General features: G+C 34.0%; 18 protein-coding genes. 9 read left to right on the top strand and 9 right to left on the bottom strand.

Features of this window, described 5'->3' with window-relative positions; all coding sequences use genetic code 11:
* Positions 1-8: 8 nt before the first annotated feature.
* The 7 genes from JJQ98_RS03115 to fliW form a co-directional block, all read right to left on the bottom strand.
* The gene (locus JJQ98_RS03115) at positions 9-1,238 is read right to left on the bottom strand and encodes a molybdopterin molybdotransferase MoeA (RefSeq protein WP_151104906.1); all 1,230 of its coding nucleotides are present in this window, start codon (positions 1,236-1,238) and stop codon (positions 9-11) included.
* Positions 1,239-1,241: 3 nt separating this feature from the next.
* Positions 1,242-2,246 carry a nitrogen fixation protein NifS gene (locus tag JJQ98_RS03110; protein ID WP_151104905.1) on the bottom strand — a complete coding sequence of 335 codons (1,005 nt, stop codon included), beginning with the start codon at positions 2,244-2,246 and terminating at the stop codon, positions 1,242-1,244.
* A complete protein-coding gene (gene selB / locus JJQ98_RS03105; protein WP_151104904.1) occupies positions 2,240-4,063 on the bottom strand; it encodes a selenocysteine-specific translation elongation factor in 1,824 nt (607 codons plus the stop codon). Before selB ends, JJQ98_RS03110 begins: the two co-directional genes overlap by 7 nt.
* Positions 4,053-5,411 (bottom strand): L-seryl-tRNA(Sec) selenium transferase, encoded by a 1,359-nt coding sequence (gene selA, locus JJQ98_RS03100; protein WP_151104903.1) that lies wholly within the window; start codon positions 5,409-5,411, stop codon positions 4,053-4,055. Before selA ends, selB begins: the two co-directional genes overlap by 11 nt.
* A 77-nt stretch (positions 5,412-5,488) precedes the next feature.
* Positions 5,489-6,379: a tRNA (adenosine(37)-N6)-dimethylallyltransferase MiaA gene (gene miaA / locus JJQ98_RS03095; RefSeq protein ID WP_151104902.1), complete on the bottom strand. Its 891-nt coding sequence runs from the start codon at positions 6,377-6,379 to the stop codon at positions 5,489-5,491.
* Positions 6,376-7,116, bottom strand: a complete 741-nt coding sequence (locus JJQ98_RS03090) for a pyrroline-5-carboxylate reductase (RefSeq protein WP_151104901.1) — start codon at positions 7,114-7,116, stop codon at positions 6,376-6,378. Before JJQ98_RS03090 ends, miaA begins: the two co-directional genes overlap by 4 nt.
* A gap of 12 nt (positions 7,117-7,128) precedes the next feature.
* Complete coding sequence (gene fliW, locus JJQ98_RS03085) at positions 7,129-7,560, bottom strand: flagellar assembly protein FliW (RefSeq protein WP_005022009.1); 432 nt, start codon at positions 7,558-7,560, stop codon at positions 7,129-7,131.
* A gap of 260 nt (positions 7,561-7,820) precedes the next feature.
* Between fliW and bamD the strand changes: the two genes are divergently transcribed.
* From bamD to ruvX, 9 genes are all read left to right on the top strand, one after another.
* Complete coding sequence (gene bamD, locus JJQ98_RS03080; RefSeq protein ID WP_151104900.1) at positions 7,821-8,489, top strand: outer membrane protein assembly factor BamD; 669 nt, start codon at positions 7,821-7,823, stop codon at positions 8,487-8,489.
* A 9-nt stretch (positions 8,490-8,498) separates the two neighbouring features.
* A complete protein-coding gene (gene lon, locus JJQ98_RS03075; protein WP_151104899.1) occupies positions 8,499-10,916 on the top strand; it encodes an endopeptidase La in 2,418 nt (805 codons plus the stop codon).
* The gene (locus JJQ98_RS03070; protein WP_151104898.1) at positions 10,903-11,517 is read left to right on the top strand and encodes a ribonuclease HII; all 615 of its coding nucleotides are present in this window, start codon (positions 10,903-10,905) and stop codon (positions 11,515-11,517) included. The genes lon and JJQ98_RS03070 overlap by 14 nt, the downstream gene beginning before the upstream one ends.
* Before the next feature lie 61 nt (positions 11,518-11,578).
* Complete coding sequence (gene minD / locus JJQ98_RS03065; protein WP_005022003.1) at positions 11,579-12,379, top strand: septum site-determining protein MinD; 801 nt, start codon at positions 11,579-11,581, stop codon at positions 12,377-12,379.
* Complete coding sequence (gene minE, locus JJQ98_RS03060; RefSeq protein WP_005022002.1) at positions 12,376-12,612, top strand: cell division topological specificity factor MinE; 237 nt, start codon at positions 12,376-12,378, stop codon at positions 12,610-12,612. The genes minD and minE overlap by 4 nt, the downstream gene beginning before the upstream one ends.
* 6 nt (positions 12,613-12,618) lie before the next feature.
* Positions 12,619-13,635 (top strand): divergent polysaccharide deacetylase family protein, encoded by a 1,017-nt coding sequence (locus JJQ98_RS03055; protein ID WP_151104897.1) that lies wholly within the window; start codon positions 12,619-12,621, stop codon positions 13,633-13,635.
* Positions 13,636-13,687: 52 nt separating this feature from the next.
* Positions 13,688-15,832: a WD40 repeat domain-containing protein gene (locus JJQ98_RS03050; protein WP_065837568.1), complete on the top strand. Its 2,145-nt coding sequence runs from the start codon at positions 13,688-13,690 to the stop codon at positions 15,830-15,832.
* Complete coding sequence (locus JJQ98_RS03045; RefSeq protein WP_151104896.1) at positions 15,819-16,580, top strand: DNA-processing protein DprA; 762 nt, start codon at positions 15,819-15,821, stop codon at positions 16,578-16,580. The genes JJQ98_RS03050 and JJQ98_RS03045 overlap by 14 nt, the downstream gene beginning before the upstream one ends.
* Positions 16,580-16,987 (top strand): Holliday junction resolvase RuvX, encoded by a 408-nt coding sequence (ruvX, locus tag JJQ98_RS03040; RefSeq protein ID WP_104719668.1) that lies wholly within the window; start codon positions 16,580-16,582, stop codon positions 16,985-16,987. Before JJQ98_RS03045 ends, ruvX begins: the two co-directional genes overlap by 1 nt.
* Here the strand turns inward: ruvX and JJQ98_RS03035 are convergent.
* On the bottom strand, positions 16,964-18,358 hold the full coding sequence (locus JJQ98_RS03035) for a chemotaxis protein CheX (RefSeq protein WP_151104895.1): 1,395 nt from the start codon (positions 18,356-18,358) through the stop codon (positions 16,964-16,966). The two genes, ruvX and JJQ98_RS03035, sit on opposite strands and share 24 nt — an antisense overlap.
* A gap of 2 nt (positions 18,359-18,360) precedes the next feature.
* Complete coding sequence (locus JJQ98_RS03030) at positions 18,361-19,287, bottom strand: OmpA family protein (RefSeq protein ID WP_005021991.1); 927 nt, start codon at positions 19,285-19,287, stop codon at positions 18,361-18,363.
* Positions 19,288-19,308 lie beyond the last annotated feature (21 nt).

The following is a 19,308-nucleotide window of genomic DNA, read 5'->3' as shown; positions in this document are numbered from 1 at the left end:
TTAATTTTCTAATTAATATAATCGCACTCTACTTCGCCCCACAGCATTTTATAAGGAAGCACTTTAATCAAATCCCCCTCTTTTATTTCTGTGTATTCTTCGCCAAATAATGCAATAGCACTGCTCTCAAAAAGTGGCAAAATTTGTCCAGAAGTATATTTGCCCTTTTGTGTTATACAAAACCCTTCTACGCCCAAATCACCAAGCATTGCGTCCATTCTCTTTTTTAATTGAAAAGTTTCTTGATTTTTTACTCTTATGGCTTGTGGAAAATACTTTTTTGCTCCCGCTAAATTCTTTAAAAATGGGACAATCAAAAAACGCAACAAAATCGCTCCAGCCAGTGGATTCCCCGGCAATGCAATGATAAATTTTGAATCCATTCTAGCCACCATAATAGGTTTTCCCGGCTTAATTTGCACTCCAGCAATAAGAATCTCTGCACCAACCTCTTCTAGTACTTCACGCATAAAATCCGCTTCCCCCTTGCTGGCTCCACCTGTTGTAAAAATCACATCAAAAGGCAACTCCAAAATTTCTAATATTTTTTGCTTATCATCTTTTAATATTCCACCATAGCTACCCCAAAAACCAAAGCTCCTCAACATTGCAAGTATCATTGTTGCATTAGAATTATAAATTTGATGCTCTCTAGCATTCTCCCAAGGCTCTTTTAGCTCATTTCCACTCGCAAATACCCCTATTTTTAACCCCCTAAAAACCTCTACATAACTCACCCCTTGAGATGCAAGAATTGCCAATACATTCTCACAAACCTCCTCACCAACCCCAAAAAGCTTCGCATCAAGTGTTATTTCTTCTCCATATTTTCGGATATTTGCCCCCATTTTAAATTCTTTGTTTGGAATCTCAATGGATTCTTGATGATTAAATCCACCCACAATTTCTTCAAAAGGAATGACAATATCTACCCCTCTAGGCAATCTAGCACCTGTCATAATTTTTGCACACTCCCCTTGTGCTAGTTCCACTTCACTGCAATCCCCAGCAAAAATAGTTGTTTTTATTTTCACACTTCTGCCTATATCTTCTTTTCTTATTGCATATCCATCCATTGCTGCATTATCAAAACTTGGAAGTGCTTTTTTGCAAAATACTTCTTGTGCCAAAAATCGCCCATACGCTTCTAAAATAGGCAAAATTTCTTTATTTCTCTTAAATCCTCTAGCTGCATCTTGCAAAATAGAGATAGCCTTTTGTAATGTAACTGCTTGCATTTTCTATCCTTGTAATAATCTAATTTGTCGATACTTTTGAGAAATTTTTTCTGCTAACCACTCTATATTGCAGTTTTCTTTTTTGAAACTTAAGCTCAAAAGCTCTCTTGCCTTTTGTTCTGTATAACCCATCATTTGCAGCACAAAAGATGGCTTTGAAAATCCAAAAAGGCATTCTTGCCCATTAATCATAGAAATACCATCAAAAATCAAACTTTGAATGAGATTTCTCGCTTTAATCCCCTGTAATCCCAAAGGCAAAGTATTATTTGGTGTTTCAAAAAAAGCATAACAATCATCTCCCAAAATTTCTTTTAATGCCAAATAAAACTTTTTTGCTTGATTAGAGCTAGGAATCTCTTGTTTTTTGATTGCTTCTAAGAAAACTTGGTATAAATTTTCAATCTCCAAATACAAAGCAAACTCTCCAAGTTCAGCTTCTTTGGACAACATTACCCCAAAAGGACGCATTAAGCCTAAATTTTCTCCATTTGCTAGTAGTAAATTTGCATTTTGAGGCAAAGGTAACCTAAGTGCAAGTGCATAGCTAATATCCCAAATGCTAAAAACTTCTTTTAATTCTTTATCCAAATGAAAATTAGAAGTCAAAATATCTTCATTCAAATAAGGCACAACAAAACATTCTGCCCCCTTTTCCAAAGCCTCTTTAATGCAAATTTGACCGCTTTTTTTATCAGGAATTAAGGGGATAATAGAATCACTCTCTTTTAAAGATAAATATGCCCCATAAAGCATTTGATGAGAAGAAAGCACAACTGCAACCTTGTACTTAAGCATCAATTTGGTAAGCAAAAAATAAAAACTCTCCAAATTAAAACTAAAAGGACGAGCTATTTTGCAACCCAAATAATTGCTTAAAGCTTGATTTTCTCTCCATATTTTTTCTGACGCATTAGGTGTGATAGCCAAATAATTTGGCTGCTTAGAAGCAATAAGTTTTTGCATTAATTCTAAGTTAATAGGAGGGTTTTGGAGATAATCTAGCATGATTTTATAATCCTTTTGCCACCTGTATTTTCAATATCACTAAAACTATCCAAATAATCCAAATATGAAATAAGATATTTGCGACTAAGATTAAAATGCTCTTTGAAATTATTTAAATCCAAATAACCTTCTTTTTTGATGATATTTCTCATCTCATTTAGAATTTGTGTGAGTGCTTGAGTGCAGACAAAAAGCTTGTGGCTAAGACGCACTATTTTTCTTTCTTTTGTCAATTTCTTATAAATATCATCACCACTTTTTCTATCAATATCTAGCATATCATAAAGGTTATAAGGCGCCATTGGCTCAAACCCTTGCTGTTGCAAAATAGAATAAATTTTGCCATAAAGATAATCTTGCACTTTGCCAATTTTAGAATCCACCCCAACATAAAAAGAATCATTCTTGCACAAAATCCCTTCTTGCAAAAGACTATCTAAAATATGCTGTGCAAAGTCATTTGCCACCCAAGATTGTTTTTGAGTAAGCAATGTAGCGCTCAAAAGTGCATTAGAATTTTTATCCAAAATTTTGCAAATAATATCTCTTAATAATTTTGTTGTCTCTTTTGAATAAACCACCAAACTTTTTTGGCTAACAAAGCAATTATCTATTTTTTGGGCAATTTCTAAAGCTTCACTTTGAGAGATTCCAAAACGCTGTGAAGCACTAATTAATCCTAAACCTTTTTTGTGTGCTTTTAATAAAATTTCAAAAGCACTCTTAAAATCCTGCTGGTTTAAAAATTTCAAAAAAGTTAGCTTTTGTGCCTTTTTCATAGGATCCACAATAGGGCTTAAGATTCTCCCTCCCCCTAGCGTATGATTGTCATCACGTAAAATAAATCTTTCATCAAAAATGCTATAAATAGGGCTTTTAAACTTTAAAGTGGCATATTTTTTGGTATCTTCCAAAAACAAGATTCTACAAGACATCTTTAATGCCCCAATAAAAAACATAGCCTCCAAATTATGTGGAATCTCCTCAAAAAGATGAAGTGCTACCTCAACCCTATCAAATCCTCTTAAATACCCCTTTTTTGTTAGCAAATCTCCCCGTTTAAGCTCATTGTGGGACACTCCACTAAGATTCAAAGCCACTCGTTGCCCGCTCTTTGCCCAAGGGACAGATTCTCCATGGCATTGAATATTCTTAATCCCCAAAAGCCTCTCAAGGTTACAACACCACACTTTATCCTCCAAAGTGATACTTCCATCCAAAAGCGTCCCACTCACTACACAACCAGAACCCTTTATCACAAAGATTCTATCAATATAATAACGAAAAAACCCCAAATCCCTATGAACGCTTTTAGGAAGCATAAAGAGAGAATTTTTGAGATTCTCCATACTTACACTATCATAAATAGAAACTTCAAAAATTTGATATTTTAAGCTTTCAAATCCTGTAAAACATTGCTTAATTTCCTGTTTTAGCTCTTGTATTCTTTTTTTATCCACCAAATCTATTTTGCTCAATACCACCAAAAAATTATGGATTCCAAGCAAGCTTGAAATTTTTAAATGCTCCAATGTCTGCGGCATAATTCCTTCATTCGCAGAAACCACAAGCATTGCATAATCCAATCCAAATGCACCAGCAATCATATTTTTGACCAATTTTTCATGACCGGGAACATCAATAAAGGCTATATTTTTCTCACCATTACTCAAATTTGAAAAGCTCAAATCCAAGGTGATTCCACGCTCTCTCTCATCACTCCTCTCATCTCCCCAAAATCCATTTAAAGCCCTAATCAAGCTTGTTTTGCCATGATCAATATGCCCCATTACACCAATGATTAGATTATCTTGCATATTGTCCCTCAATTTTCAAAAGTGCTTCTTGAATCTTTTGATTATCCCCCTCCAAAAGTGTTCTTACATCCAAAATAACCTTTTTGTTTTCAATCCTTGCAATAATCCCCTCTTTGCGTAAAAGTCTTTCTAATTCTTGTTCATCACAATAACTCAAAGCAATCCCAAAAGATTCCAAAGCCTTATTAGGCATCGCTCCGCCACCGCTATAACTTTTTGTTTCTTGAATAAGAGGTAAAAAACTTTTGGGTATCCTTTCAAATAATTCTTGTGCTTTTTGCTCTAAAGTTTTTTTATCTTGCAACAAAAGTTTGCAGGTTGGGATTTTTTCATATTGCCCTTGCAAGTATGCAAACAATGTCGCTTCAAGCATTGCAATGGTAAATTTATCCACACGCAACATTCTTAAAAGCTGATTTTCTTTCAATTTATCTATATATTGCCTTTTACCAAAAATAATCCCAGCTTGTGCTCCACCTAGCAATTTATCCCCACTAAAACTTACCAAAGAAGGATTTAAACTTGCAATTTCCTCTAAAGACATTTCATGCTTTTTCAAATTCCCCTCAAATCCCTTTAGCCCAAAATATCCACTCCCTAAATCATAATAATCCAACAAATCATTTTCTCTAGCCAATGCAATTAGCTCTTTATAATCCACTTCTTTGCTAAACCCTGTAATTTCATAATTAGATTTATGCGCTTTGAAAATCATCACAGTATTTGCATTAATTGCCTCTTTGTAATCTTTAAAATGCGTTTTATTAGTTGTCCCAACTTCCTTTAAAACTGCTCCAGAATCTTCCATCACTCTAGGGATTCGAAAACTTCCTCCAATCTCAATAAGCTCTCCCCGTGAAACAATAACTTCTTTATTTTTTGCAAAAGTATTAAAAATCAAAAAAACTGCTGCTGCATTGTTATTGACTACCAAAACATCTTCTGCTCCCAAAAGCAATGCAAAGAGATTTTGCAAATGAATATAACGCTCACTTCTTGAACCTTTTTGCACATCATATTCCAAATTGTTATAAGCACACAAAATAGGCTTAATTTCCTCCAGCATTGCCTCAGAAAACACACTTCTTCCAAGATTTGTATGCACAACAATTCCAGTGGCATTTACAAGAGGTTTTAAAGATTTTTGTGTAGCATTTAAATAAATTTGTCTAATACGATTGATACATTCATCAATCTCTATAACCTCCCCTCCACCCAAAAGAGTTTTACGATAAGATTCCAAAAAATCCACAATAATCACTTTTAACAAATCAACATTAAATCCGCAAAATTCTTTTGCATAAAGCAATTTATCAGTTTTGGGGATATGCCTTAAAATATCATTCATTGTTTAATTCTTTAATTGTAAAATTTCAAGTAACGATAGCAAAAAGTTACTTTATTTTTGACTAAAGCCAAAATTTTTTATATTTTTTTGGAAATTTCTCTCCATATTTCTTTAGAATCTCCACAAAAATGCTCTCTAAATTGCGTTTTATTAAAAGTTCTTTGGCGTTTAGCAAGTTGTGCTGTATGGGTAGAAATCAAACTTTCTAATTCGCTTTCTTGCAAAGTATTTTCTAAAAATCCTATAATCTCTTTAATCCCTATACTTTTTGCCCATTGATAATTTTTACCATATTTTTTAATCAAGTTTTCTGTCTCTTTAATAGCACCATTTTCAAGCATTTTTTGCGTTCTTTGTATGATTCTTTGTCGCAAAATTTCTCTCTTTAGAGTGATTTCATAAATCTCACATTCTTGAATAATCGGGGTTTGTTGGTTTTCTTTAAAATATTGTGTTGGGCTTTTTTGTGTCGCAAAATAAATTTGCAAAGCCTTGTGGATTCTATAAGTATCTGTGGGCTTTAGTTTTGCAGCATAAATAGAATCAATTTTGCACAAAAAGTCGTATTGACTTTCCAAATTGCCCAACAATTGTATTTGCAAATCAACTTTTTGTTTATCAAATGTAGGAAAACAAGAAAGTCCATCAAGCAGCATTTTTAGATAAAAACTTGTCCCACCTACAATCAGTAGATTTTTATTAGTTTCTTGACAATGTGATTTTGCCCTTTGGTATTCTTGAATGAAAATTTGCACATTATGTGGTTGTATAGGCTCTAAAATATCAATTCCAAAATGCCAAATACCTTGCATTTCTTCTTTTGTAGGTTTTGCAGAGATAATATCAATTTCCCGATAGACACTCAAAGAATCCAAAGAAAGAATCGCACATTTCTTTTCTTGTGCAATCTCTAAGGATAAAGCAGTTTTTCCAGAACCACTACTACCTAAAATAGCAAAAGTTTTCAAGCAAAATTCTTAGAAGCCAAAATCGCTTCAAAAAAAGCATTCCTTAAAGCATTTTTTTCCAAACTAGAAATTCCCTGTGCAGTAGAACCTCCCGGACTCATTACGCTTTCTTTTAAAAGTGCGGGGTGTGTATCTTGCAATAATGCAGCAAAGCCTTCAAATAATCCATTAACGATTTTTGTGCTTTCTTGACGAGGGAGTCCATTTACAACTCCAGCATCTATCATTGATTCTGCTACAAGTGCCAAAAATGCAGGCGAGCAGCCACCAAGAGCAGCTGCTATTGGCATCATCTTCTCATCTATCCAAACACTTCTCCCAATAGAATCAAAAATTTCTAATGCCTCGTTTTTATAGCCTTCATCACCACAAAGACTCGTGATAGATTTACCCACACTTGCAGCAACATTTGGCATGGCACGAATATAATTTTGCGATTGAATAGATTTTTTTAATGTTTCCAAAGAAACAGCATTCAAAATCGAATAAACGCATTTTGCTTTACCAACAAACCTAAACTGCCCCAAAGCATAAGGTTTTACACAAAGTAAAATTTCTTTACCCTCAATATCGATTGCATTGTCTGTTTGCGGCAATACACTAAGCTGCAATTCTTTACAAAACTCTCGAATCTTGTGAAAATCTCTACCCCCAACATACAAAGCAAACTTGCCCTTTAGCCCAAGAGCCAAAGCTCTTGCCATTTTGCCATAACCCAATAAAATAAGACTTTTCATAAAAGACTATAATTATTCTGTTTTATTGAAATCAAAGAATTTTGAAATAGGTTCAGAAAGTCCAAAATTTTCATATTTAAAATTTTCTAGCACAACTTGCGCCATTGTTAAATTCTCAAAGTTAAATAGCACAGGAGCCAAGAAATTCACAGTAGATTCTTCAATAGGATCCTTGATGCAAACAATATTTAAAGTTACTAATTTGGAATTTTGAGGATCTATATTCGTCTTGCCTTTAAGCTCTAAGAGTGCTTTAATAGGTGAAGGAATTTCAAACTCATAATCTGAACGCATTGCATAGGGATTCACCAAAGTAAATGAAATTCCATCATTCTCGCAACTTTTTAATTGCATAAAAGTATCATCATCTTTAGCGATTTTTTCTAATTTCATCTTTTGGATATGTTCAAATCCTAAAATCGGAGACTTCACTACAAATTCCATACCTCATCCTTCCATAGAGCAAAATCTATATTTCCTCAAAAAATATTTTTAAGAATTATACCAAAGTTTATAAATCATAAATTTCTAAAAATTTAATTCTATCGCAATAAAAACAAAAAATCAATGTAATTTTATAAAAGTTATACAACAAATCCGCTATAATTAGAATATTCATACATATATTTTTGGTGTTTAAATGTTTGGATAGCAATATCATAGCATTAACACTTCAAAGTAAATACAACAAACAAAGGATTTTTGTGATAAATATTTTAAAATTCTTTTTTTTCTTTCTTAGTTTCATAATGCTTTTTGGCGCTTGCTCTTCTAAAAGCAATAGTGGATTAGCTCTTGATGAAGTCAATAAACCTGCGGATTATTGGTATCAAAGTATGCTTAAAGAAATTCGTAATGGGGATTTAGAAAAAGCCGATAGTTACTTTACTTCTCTTCAAAGCGAGCATTTAAACTCCCCTCTTTTGAGTGAAGCTATGCTAATACTAGGGCGTGCTCATATGCAAGAAGAAGAGTATCTTTTGGCGGCTTTTTATTTTGATGAATACACTAAGCGTTTTGGGAATGAACAAAACATTGATTTTATCAAATTTTTAAAATTACAAGCTAATTACTTTGCTTTTGCCAAACAATTTCGCGACCAACAATTACTTGCTAAATCTATCCAAGAAGCTCAAGATTTTAGCCAAAAATACCCTTATTCGCGTTATCGCCCAATGGTAGATACAATGTTGTTAAAATTAGAACTTGCCAATTTGAGCCTCAATAAAGAAATTATCAAACTTTATAACAAAAAAGATAAGCAACAAGCAGCAGAATATTATCAACAAAAAATTGATGAAAATCAATGGGTAAAAGATGTCTTTTACAAAGAAGCAGGCTCTCCTTGGTATCAAAAAATTTTTGAATGGTAGGATTCATTAATGCAGTTAGAACGTTACGGAAAATTCCCAAAAAATCTTCCTATTATCTTGGAAGAAGATATGTTTTTATATCCTTTTATGATAGCTCCACTCTTTATTACCAATGAAGAAAATCTAAAATCCATTGAAATGGCTATGCAAAATGAAGATAGGCTTGTTTTTATTACTACTCTAAGTTCAAAAGAAGAAGAAAATACAGAATCTTTTTATGATGTTGGAGTGATTGGAACAATCATGAGACACACTGCATTTCCTGATGGACGCATCAAGATTCTCTTCCAAGGATTAAGTCGAGGGAATCTCTTGCAAGTTACTTCAGAATCTCCCTTAATGGGGGAAATTGCTCCTATTTTATCTAAGAGTTTTGACCCTAATAGAATTGATGCAATACTCTCTGTTTTGAAAGAAAAATTACGCAATCTTTATAATGTTTCACAAAATTTTTCGCAAGATTTGTTAAGAAGCATCAATGAAACAACAGACCCAAATCGCGCAGCTGATTTAATTGCAAGTGCTATAAGATTGAAAAAAGACCCAGCCTATAAGATTTTGAAAGAAAATGACCCAGAAGAGAGGCTTTTAAGCTTAATTGATATTGTGATGGAAGAAATCAAAGCCCAACAGATTCAAAAAGAAATCAAAACCAAAGTCAATTCTCAAATGGAAAAAATCAACAAAGAATATTTCCTCAAAGAACAACTCAAACAAATTCAAAAAGAACTTGGTGGAGATAACAACAAAGAAACCGAAATACAAGAATATAAACAAAAACTTGAAAAACTAAAAAATTCTATGAGCAAAAGTGCCTACAAAGAAATCAATAAACAAATCAACAAGCTTTCTCGTATGCACCAAGATAGTGCCGATGCAAATCTTTTGCAAAATTATATTGAATTAGTTTTGGAAATACCCTTTGGGGCTTATTCAAAAAAGCCACTCAAAATCGAGGAAGTAGAAAAGCAGCTCAATAAAGACCATTATGGGCTAAAAAAGCCTAAAGAACGCATTGTAGAATACTTTGCAGTCCGCGAACTTCTCTCTTTAAGAGGCAAAGCAAATACCGAGAATAAAGGAACTATTCTTTGCTTTTATGGACCTCCTGGAGTGGGTAAAACAAGCCTTGCAAATTCCATTGCCACCGCTCTTAAAAGAAAGCTTGTAAGAATTGCACTAGGTGGCTTAGAAGATGTCAATGAATTGCGTGGGCATCGTAGAACTTACATTGGAGCAATGCCCGGTAGAATCGTTCAAGGCTTAATTGATGCAAAAGAAATGAATCCTGTGGTTGTCTTAGATGAGATTGACAAGATTCACAATTCTTTCCGCGGAGATCCTTCTTCTGTTTTGCTAGAGATTCTAGACCCAGAACAAAACAAAGAATTTAGGGATTATTACACTAATTTTGATTTGGATTTATCACAAGTGATTTTTATAGCCACCGCAAATGATATTGGTGCGATTCCAGCCCCTTTGCGTGATAGAATGGAATTTATCAATATCACAAGCTACACACCTCACCAAAAAGAGCAAATTGCAAAAAAATATCTTATCCCTCAAGAACTTAAAAAACATGGCTTGCAACCCTCTGAAGTGAGCTTCAATACTCAAGCCATTAAAACCCTTGTAGAAAAATACACAAGAGAAGCAGGGGTAAGAAATCTTAGAAGAAAAATTGCACAAATCTTACGCAAAGTGGCAAAAGAAATCTTGCAAAATCCGCAAGAAAAAATTACCATCACCACAAAAAATCTCCCCTTATATCTTGATAAAATCGTCTTTGAATTTGAAAATGTTGGCAAAAAAAATGAAATTGGGCTTGTCAATGGATTGGCTTGGACTAGCGTTGGGGGAGATGTGCTCAAAATTGAAGCACTCAAAATCAAAGGCAAAGGCGGATTGCACCTTACAGGGAATCTAGGTGATGTCATGAAAGAAAGTGCAAAAATCGCTTATTCTCACATCAAGTCTTTAATCGATAGCAAAGAATTGAAAATCGATAAAACACTCATTTCGCTAACCCGCAAAGAACAAGAAGAAAATATACAAGTGGATTGCAGTGAAATTTATAATCGATTTGATATCCATTTGCATGTTCCAGAAGGGGCAACGCCAAAAGATGGTCCGAGTGCTGGAATAGCTATTGGCAGTGCTATTGCTTCTTTGTTTTCAAATCGCCCGATAAAAAGCTCTTTTGCAATGACAGGCGAACTCACTTTAAGAGGAAAAGTTTTGCCCATTGGCGGATTGCAAGAAAAACTCATTGCCGCCTTCAAATCAGGCATCAAAGAAATCCTAATCCCTAAGAAAAACTTTGAACGCGATATGGACGAGATTCCAGATGAAGTAAAAGAAAATGTCAAAATTCACCCCGTAGAAGATTTCAGAGAGGTTTTAAAATACATCCTTGAAACAAAATAATCTTTTAGAATTGCCACTTTACAATCCTCTTGAAATCTGTGGCATTGACGAAGCAGGGAGAGGTTGCATTGGTGGCTCACTTTTTGTTTGCGGAGTAATTTTAACCCCCACTTTCCCAAAAATCCTCTTAGAGCAACTTCAAGATTCCAAAAAACTCTCTCAAAAAACACGCGATAACCTAGCCCCGCAGATTCAAAAATACGCCAAATTTCATCTTGTCAAAAAAAGCGCAGAAGAAATCGATACAAAAGGACTTAGTTTATGTATCAAAGAATCTTTACAAGAAATCTTAACAAACTTACAAGCCCCACATTATCTCTTTGATGGTAATTGCAACTTTGGAATCCATTCCCTACAAACACTTATTAAAGGCGATTCTAAGATTCCATCAATTAGCGCAGCAAGCATTCTAGCCAAAAATGCAAAAGACAAAGAAAGTGCAAAATTAGACAATCTTTATCCGCAATATGGCTTCAAATCCCACAAAGGCTATGGAACCAAAGACCACTTAAAGGCTATTTTGGACTTTGGTTACTGCAAAGAACATCGCAAAAGCTATAAAATCAAAATTTTTACCAAAGAAAATCTCTTTTTGATTTAATATACTTTAAACAAAATAAAGATAAAATAGGCGACTTATTTTTATGCTTAAAGGTGCTATTTTGAGTGGAATAGTTATTACAATTACTTCAGGAAAAGGTGGTGTAGGAAAATCTACCACAACAGCAAATTTAGCCGTAGGGTTGGCAAATTCAGGCAAAAAGGTAGTAGCCGTAGATTTTGATATTGGGCTTAGAAATCTTGATATGATATTGGGCTTAGAAAACCGCATTGTTTATGATATTGTCAATGTAATGGAAGGTGAATGCAATCTTTCTCAAGCACTCATTAATGACAAAAAAGCTAAGAATCTTTATTTTCTACCAGCCTCCCAAAGCAAAGATAAAAATATTCTTGATAAAGAAAAAGTTGCTAATCTCATTGAAAAATTAAAAAATGAATTTGATTATATTTTGCTTGATTCTCCAGCAGGAATTGAAGGCGGGTTTGAGCATTCTATTTTTCTTGCTGATGAAGCGCTCATCGTCTCTACTCCAGAAGTTTCAAGCGTAAGAGATGCTGATAGAGTAATTGGCATTATTGATGCAAAAAGCCAAAAAGCACAAAATGGAGAGGAAGTCAAAAAGCATATCATCATCAATCGTCTAAAGCCAGAAATGGTAGAAAAAGGCGAGATGTTGAGCGTAGATGATGTTCTAAAGATTCTTTCACTGCCGCTTATTGGTATTATTCCAGAAGATGAAAAAATCGTCTCTTCCACTAATATGGGCGAGCCTGTCATTTATGGCAACTCTCTTTCAAGTCAAGCATACAAAAATATTGCAAAGCGAATCTTAGGAGAAGAAGTTCCTTATTTGGAATTAAAACCCAAAAAAGGCTTCTTTGGAAGGTTATTTTCATGAGTTTAATTGAAAAAATTTTTGGAAGCAAAAAAAATTCTGCACAAGAAGCAAAAAATCGCTTAACACTTATGTTGGCACACGAAAGAACTATCAATGTGCCCTATATGGACGCAATGAAACAAGAGATTTTGGAGGTTATCAAAAAATACACCAAAGCCCAAAAAATCGATATTAAAACTGATTCTAATCAAAATTTCAATACACTCGAAGTTGAAATTCTATTAGAAAAATAACTTTGAATGGATAAAATTAACCCTATTACCATAGGAATCATAGCACTTTTATTATTGCTGCTTACCTTTAATTTTATCCCCAAATCCGATTCTAAACCCCAACAAAGCCTAAACTACAAAGAATCAATCCCCATAGACACCAACACTTCCAAAGTCAATGTCGCACTTCTTCAAAAAAACATTAAACTCTTAGAAGAAAATCTAAAAACCCTCCAACAAGAAAACAATCAAACTTCACAATCCACCATTCCACAAATCACACCTCCCACTATTTCACAAGAATCCAAACCAACAAAGCCCACACAAATCCCCTCCAAGCCAAAACCACAATGCCAAAAACCAAAACCACAGCTCGCCATTATTATTGATGATATAAGCAACTTCTATCAATACCAAAAGATTCAAGAAATTCCTTATAAAATCACCCCCTCACTTTTCCCTAGAAGCATAGCCTCTCAAAATACGCCAGAAATTGCCAAAAAAGCTGATTTTTATATGGTTCATCTCCCCCTAGAAGCACTCAATTTTAGTCAAAAAGAACACAAATACCTTCTAAGCACAGATTCCAAACAAACCATACAAGAAACAATCCAAAACCTCAAAAAAGATTTCCCAAACTTAACCTATCTTAACAACCACACCGGTAGCAAATTTACTCAAACCCCACAAGCAATGTATTTCTTGCTTGAAATCCTAAATGAAAATAATATTAGCTTTGTTGATTCAAGAACTACACCTCACACCAAAACTCGCAATTATTACCAACAAAATCCAACTACCCCCCTAAATCAATGCCAAAATCAACCTTTCTTAGAACGCGATATATTTTTGGATAACGAACTTGATATAACAAAAATCACTCAAAACCTTATTCAAGCCGTTAAAATCGCTAAAACCAAAGGTTATGCTATCGCCATAGGACACCCTCACCAACAAACTATCTTAGCCCTTAAAAATGCTACAAATTATCTACAAAATAGCGGGGTAGAACTTGTCTATATAAATGAGTTAGTAATTCCATAAGCTTTTATTGCAAAATATGTTAAAATAAAAATTAAAAAGTGGTTACCTAAAAATGACAACTCCAAAAGCAACCCATCAATTACAAGGCAGTATCTTAGCCATTACACCTTGTGAAGATTCTACTTTTTGTGTGGATAATACCTTTTATATTACACAAATCAACAAAAAACTAGAAATCCAAACAAGCCTACAAGTTACTAGAGATTTAGAGCCGCCTCATCGCTATTCACATGCTTTTGGAATTTCTAATGATTCATATTTTTGCATTCCTATTATCGGAGAAAAAAAGTCTCTTATTTTAAAATTAGAGCATTCAAAACTCAAAATCATCTCCACACTCACTGACCATGATGGTGAAATGGAATCTTGTGCTTTTTCCAAAAATGGCAATTACTTCGCAACAGGGGGACAAGATGGGCGTGTATTTTTGTATGAAGGCAAAAGTTTTTTACCAACTGCTTCCCTTTTAGCCCGTTCAGATTACATTTCTACCATTAAATTTTCTCAAAATAATGAATTTATAGCAATTAGCGGATTTGATAAATTTACTATGATTTTTGATGTTTTACGCCACAAAATTGCCTTTAATTTCGTAACTAATGATGTTGTAGAAGATTCTTGTTTTTTTGAAAATGATGAAAAACTTTTGCTTGTTTTGCGAAATAATTCTAGCATCATCTTTAGCCTCAAAGAAGGAAAAATCATCTCTCAAGAGTATTCTTTTGCATTTTGGCCCACAAGCATTGCACTAGATGATGAAGAAAATTATGCTCTCATTGGGACACGCTCTGACACACTCTATGTTATTTCATTAAAAGACAATAGTAAGGTTATGGAAATCAAAAATGAACATGCAGGAATCGCTTCTTTGGCTTTTTCACATGGATTTTTATATATTGGCTGTATTGATGGGACATTACTCATCATTGATTATAATGAAGGCAAAGAAGAACTAAAAGATGCTCTAGCTACCAAAAATTACAAAAATGCTAGGGAAGCCATTAACAAAAATGTTTTTTTGAGTATCCACCCACTCACCAAAGTTTTTGATGAAGTGTGGCCAGATATTCTAAATCAAGCCATTGATTTACTCAATAAAGATGAGATTGAAAAGGCTATTGAAATAACAGCACCCTTTATTGTTTCCCAACCCAAAAAAAATGAGTTTGATTTTTATCTCTCACAAAAAGAAGGGGCAAAGACTTTTTTGCAACTCATCGAAAAAAAGGACTATTCCAAAGCTTATGAAATGACTAAAACAATGAAATTTCTCACAAAAACTCAAGCCTATGAAAAGCTTGAAAATATTTGGAATAGAGCTTTTTTCAATGCCAAAAAACTTCTCATTGAAAATGCAAAAATCAACCAAAGACTAGCCGAACAATACTTAGCACCCTTTGAAAACACCCCCAAAAAAGAATTAATCATCCAACTACTAAGAAATTCTGATGTATTTGCTAAAGCAGACAATCTCATTAAGCAACAAAATTTCAAAGAATACTTCTCGCTAACTTTTCAATTTTCATTCCTAAGAGAAACTGATTTATACAAAAAAGTTTTACTATTAGGCGAAAAAATGCTCACAAATCTTATTGAATTAGAAAAAAACTTCCAATACCAAGAAGCAAAAAAAATTGCTGAAACATTGCTTGTTTTCCCAAATCTCAAACGCTCTGCTAACGAAAAAATTGTCCTTATGCAGCAAAAAGAAAATTTACTCAATGCCATAGAAAAAAAAGAGGTTAAAAAAGTATATTCTATGGTTGATGATATTGAAAGTTTGCGTTCCATGCCACAATTTAAAGACTTTACCAAAGATTTTCTAAGACGCTATGAGGAAGCAAAACCCTATGCCTATGCTGGAAATGCCAAACACACTATGGTGATTTTTGGAGAATATATGGAAATTAGTTATTGGATTGACAAAATTGCTTCCCTTATTAAAATCGCCTACCTCAAACAAATTAGCAATGCACTCAATGAAATTGAAGTAAATTGGGTAATCACTATCAAACGCTATTACGAAAGATTCGGCAAAAGTGCAGAAATCATCAAACTTTTACAAAATCATCATTCCAAAGAGATTCTTGATGAATTTGAAGGAGAAGGCGAAAGCGATGGCTATCGCTATCATCCTTTTGTGGATAATATTGTAATTTATATCGTGCAAAAAGATTCTGATTTTGCAAACGCTTAACCAACTTCCACCTGAATTACAACACCTAAAAAACCTTAAAACACTTTATTATTGCGGGGATATAGAGCTGTTAAAGAAACGCAAAATTGCCATTATCGGCTCAAGAAATCCCAACCCCTATGCACAAAGTTTTACCAAAGAAATAGCCAAAAAAATCTCCCAATATGCAGCCATCATCAGCGGTGGTGCATTAGGCATAGATATTTTAGCTCACAATGCAGCCCTACCTAACACCATTATGGTTTCACCAAGCTCATTAGATATTATCTACCCCAAAACTAATCAAAAAATCATTCAAGAAATCCACAAAAATGCACTTATTCTAAGTCAATTTCCCCCAACCTACATTCCAAAAAACTACTCTTTCTTAGAACGCAATAAAATCATCATTAGCCTTGCAGAATACATAATAATTCCTCAAGCAGATCTCAAAAGCGGTTCAATGGAAAGTGCAAAATACGCTTTAAGTCTTGGCAAAAAAATCTATGTACCGCCCCATCAATTAGGACAAAGCAAAGGCACACAAACTTTAGCCAAAGAAAAAAAGGCAGAAATCATTTGGGATATTGATGAATTTTTAAATCAACTTTTTGAAGTATCTTACAATAATAATAAAGATGAAGTTTTAGAGTTCTGCAAAAGCAATCCTTTCTTTGAAGAGGCTTTTGCTCGTTTTGGCGAGATTTTATTTCATTATGAACTTGAGGGCAAAATACAAAGAAACAATGGAAGAATCGAGGTAATATAATGCAAAATATCATTGCTTTAGACATCGGATTAAAGCGGATTGGAATCGCACAATTCTTGCAAAATATCCCGATACCTCTACCCCCTATTTTACGCAAGAATCGCAATCAAGCAGCAAGAGATATAAGCAATCTTATCCAAATGAAAAATCCACAAATTTTAGTCATTGGCATTCCACAAGATGGCGATTCATCTTTAGAAATGGAACGCAGAATCAAACATTTCATCAACCTACTTGAGATTCCAAAAGGGATAGAAATTTGCTTTATTGATGAATCTTTTAGCTCTTTTGAAGCACTTCAAAAAATGCAAGGAAGCAAGAAAAATAAGAAAAAAGATGGGAGTTTAGATAGCCTTGCAGCTCTTATTATTTTAGAGAGATATTTAATGAGCCAAAAACAAGATTAAAGGCTTATTATTTAGAAGTAAATTTACTTGCACGCCCTGCTTTCCAACAAGCATAGCTACAATCTCATCTTCGCTTCTACAAGCTTTTGGCAGCGAAATCCCTATTGACAAATTATGTTCTGACAAAACCGCTTTTGCGCGTCCTGCAATGATATTAGTAAATTCTGAAATAACATCCAAAAGCTCCTCATCACTTTGAGATTCTTCTCCAAGCAACATCATAGAGGCTTCTTTAACAATCATCTTACTAAAACAAAGTGCAACAACTCCGCTCACATCGCCTTCAAAATTAATCATTGCACCCATAATATCATTTTGCCCCGTCTTATTATAAGTGGTAACCTTATAATCCGTGCGTTTTGCCTCTCCACCTGTAAGCGAAGAGAGTGTCTCTATGGCAGCATTGATAAATACAGGAAGTTGTGCCACTAAATGCTTGGTTAGCCCCTTACGCTTTTGCTCTGCAAGCTGATATTTATTTGCATACTCCCTAATCAGTGAATCATTTTTGCACTCTGCTACACTTCCAAAAAAATAGATTCCACTGCGTTTGCACAAATCAATCTTATCTGGATTAATCTTAATCTTCAAGCCACAAATAGCAATACAAGCCTCATAGCGCATATTATTTAGTGCTAATGACATAATAAATTCTAAAGCCACCAAACTAAAATCTTGGGTTTGCGTAACATCAAAAATAAAAACCTTATAACCCTCTCTCAATCTCGAATTATGTGCTTGTAAATTAAAATAAAGAGAAATATTTTTATCGGCTTTTTTATACAATGTATAAGTTACAATACCGCCATGAATCGTGGTAGGAATGAAATTCCCTGTTACATCAAAATAAATATTATAAAGATAAAAGGCTTTGTCTAAAAGCTGCTTCCCTTTTGCAAGAAGACTTTGCATATTATTCACACAAATAACCTCATAACCTCTATTTTCTAACTCTCGAGAAATAAGAGTTTGCACCATACCATCATTATCACAATAAATAATCTTTTGAGAGATTGAAGGCATTTTTAATGAAAGTAGCAAATTTGCCATAGCTTCTGTTTTAAAAAGCGGCACACTTCGATTTGGAAACAAGGCTTTAAGTTTAGGGAATTGCAAATCACTATAACCGATGAAAGCAACCGGTATAGAGACTCGATCTTGGATTGCTAATAAAGCTTTTGCGACGAGAATTACCGCACCTTCTTCAAAATAAGAAATATTTTCAAATGAAAAATAAATAGCACGGATAGATAGGCTGCGGATAGTTCCACTATTAGAGATGAAAATTTCGCAAATTTCCTTTGCTTCTTTCATCTCTAAATGGATAGAAGGGGAATAAATAGCAATATCGTATTTAATGACTGGACGCATTATTAATTTGCGTTATAGACTTCTGCTTCTACTCTTCTATTTGCTTGTCTTCCCTCTTTAGTTTTATTAGTTGCAATAGGTTTCTCTTCTCCATACCCTTTTGTATCTAATCTATCTGGAGAGATTCCTTGTTTGACAATTTCTTCTTTTACAGAAATTGCTCTTCTTTCTGAAAGCTTTTGATTGTAAGCTTCACTTCCTGTGCTATCTGTATGACCACTTATAGTAGCAGTTTTATCTGGGTTTTGCTTCATATATTCTGCAAAATCTTGAATTTCTGGATAATATTCAGGATTTACAGATGATGAATCAGAAGGGAATTGCACACTAAAAGTATGAATATGCGATAGAGTTGGAGCTGGAACTTCTTCTACAACCACTTCTTCCACTACTTCTTCTACAACAACCTCTTCTTGTGCAAAAGTTCCAAATGGAATACTAAAGCCCAACATTGCAATCACATCACTTCTTCCATCAAAACTTACTAAATGTCTAAGTTCTGTTTTAAGGTGCAAGTATTTGAAAGCTTCCCAACGCAATCCTAAACCATATTGACCAAATGGAGCACTATCTAAGCTTTGATTATTGTTAGAAACATCTTCATAACCCACACCACCAAGAATATAAGGCGATACACTATTCCATACTTCAAACTCTTTTACAACATTCATGTAATAGCGATTAAAAGAAGTTTTATTATCAGGAATACTTTGTTCTGCATGCGTAATCCAATCATAACCCAATTCTACCAATACTTCTGGAGCAACTCTTGCACCAAATTTCAAACCATAGGACAAATCAATATCATCCGCCATTCTTTGATTATCTACATGCCAGCTTCCACCAATTTGTGGAGTAACCTCAAAAAGATTATTTGCCGCAAAAAGCGAACTACACAACATTAATGACAAGGGGAGAAACTTTTTCATTTTTTTCCTTTTCTCTTAGAG

Origin of the sequence: Helicobacter pullorum NCTC 12824, from assembly GCF_017979475.1 — a bacterium.
Taxonomy (GTDB): Bacteria; Campylobacterota; Campylobacteria; order Campylobacterales; family Helicobacteraceae; genus Helicobacter_D; species Helicobacter_D pullorum.
This window is presented reverse-complemented; position numbering and strand designations above follow the sequence as displayed.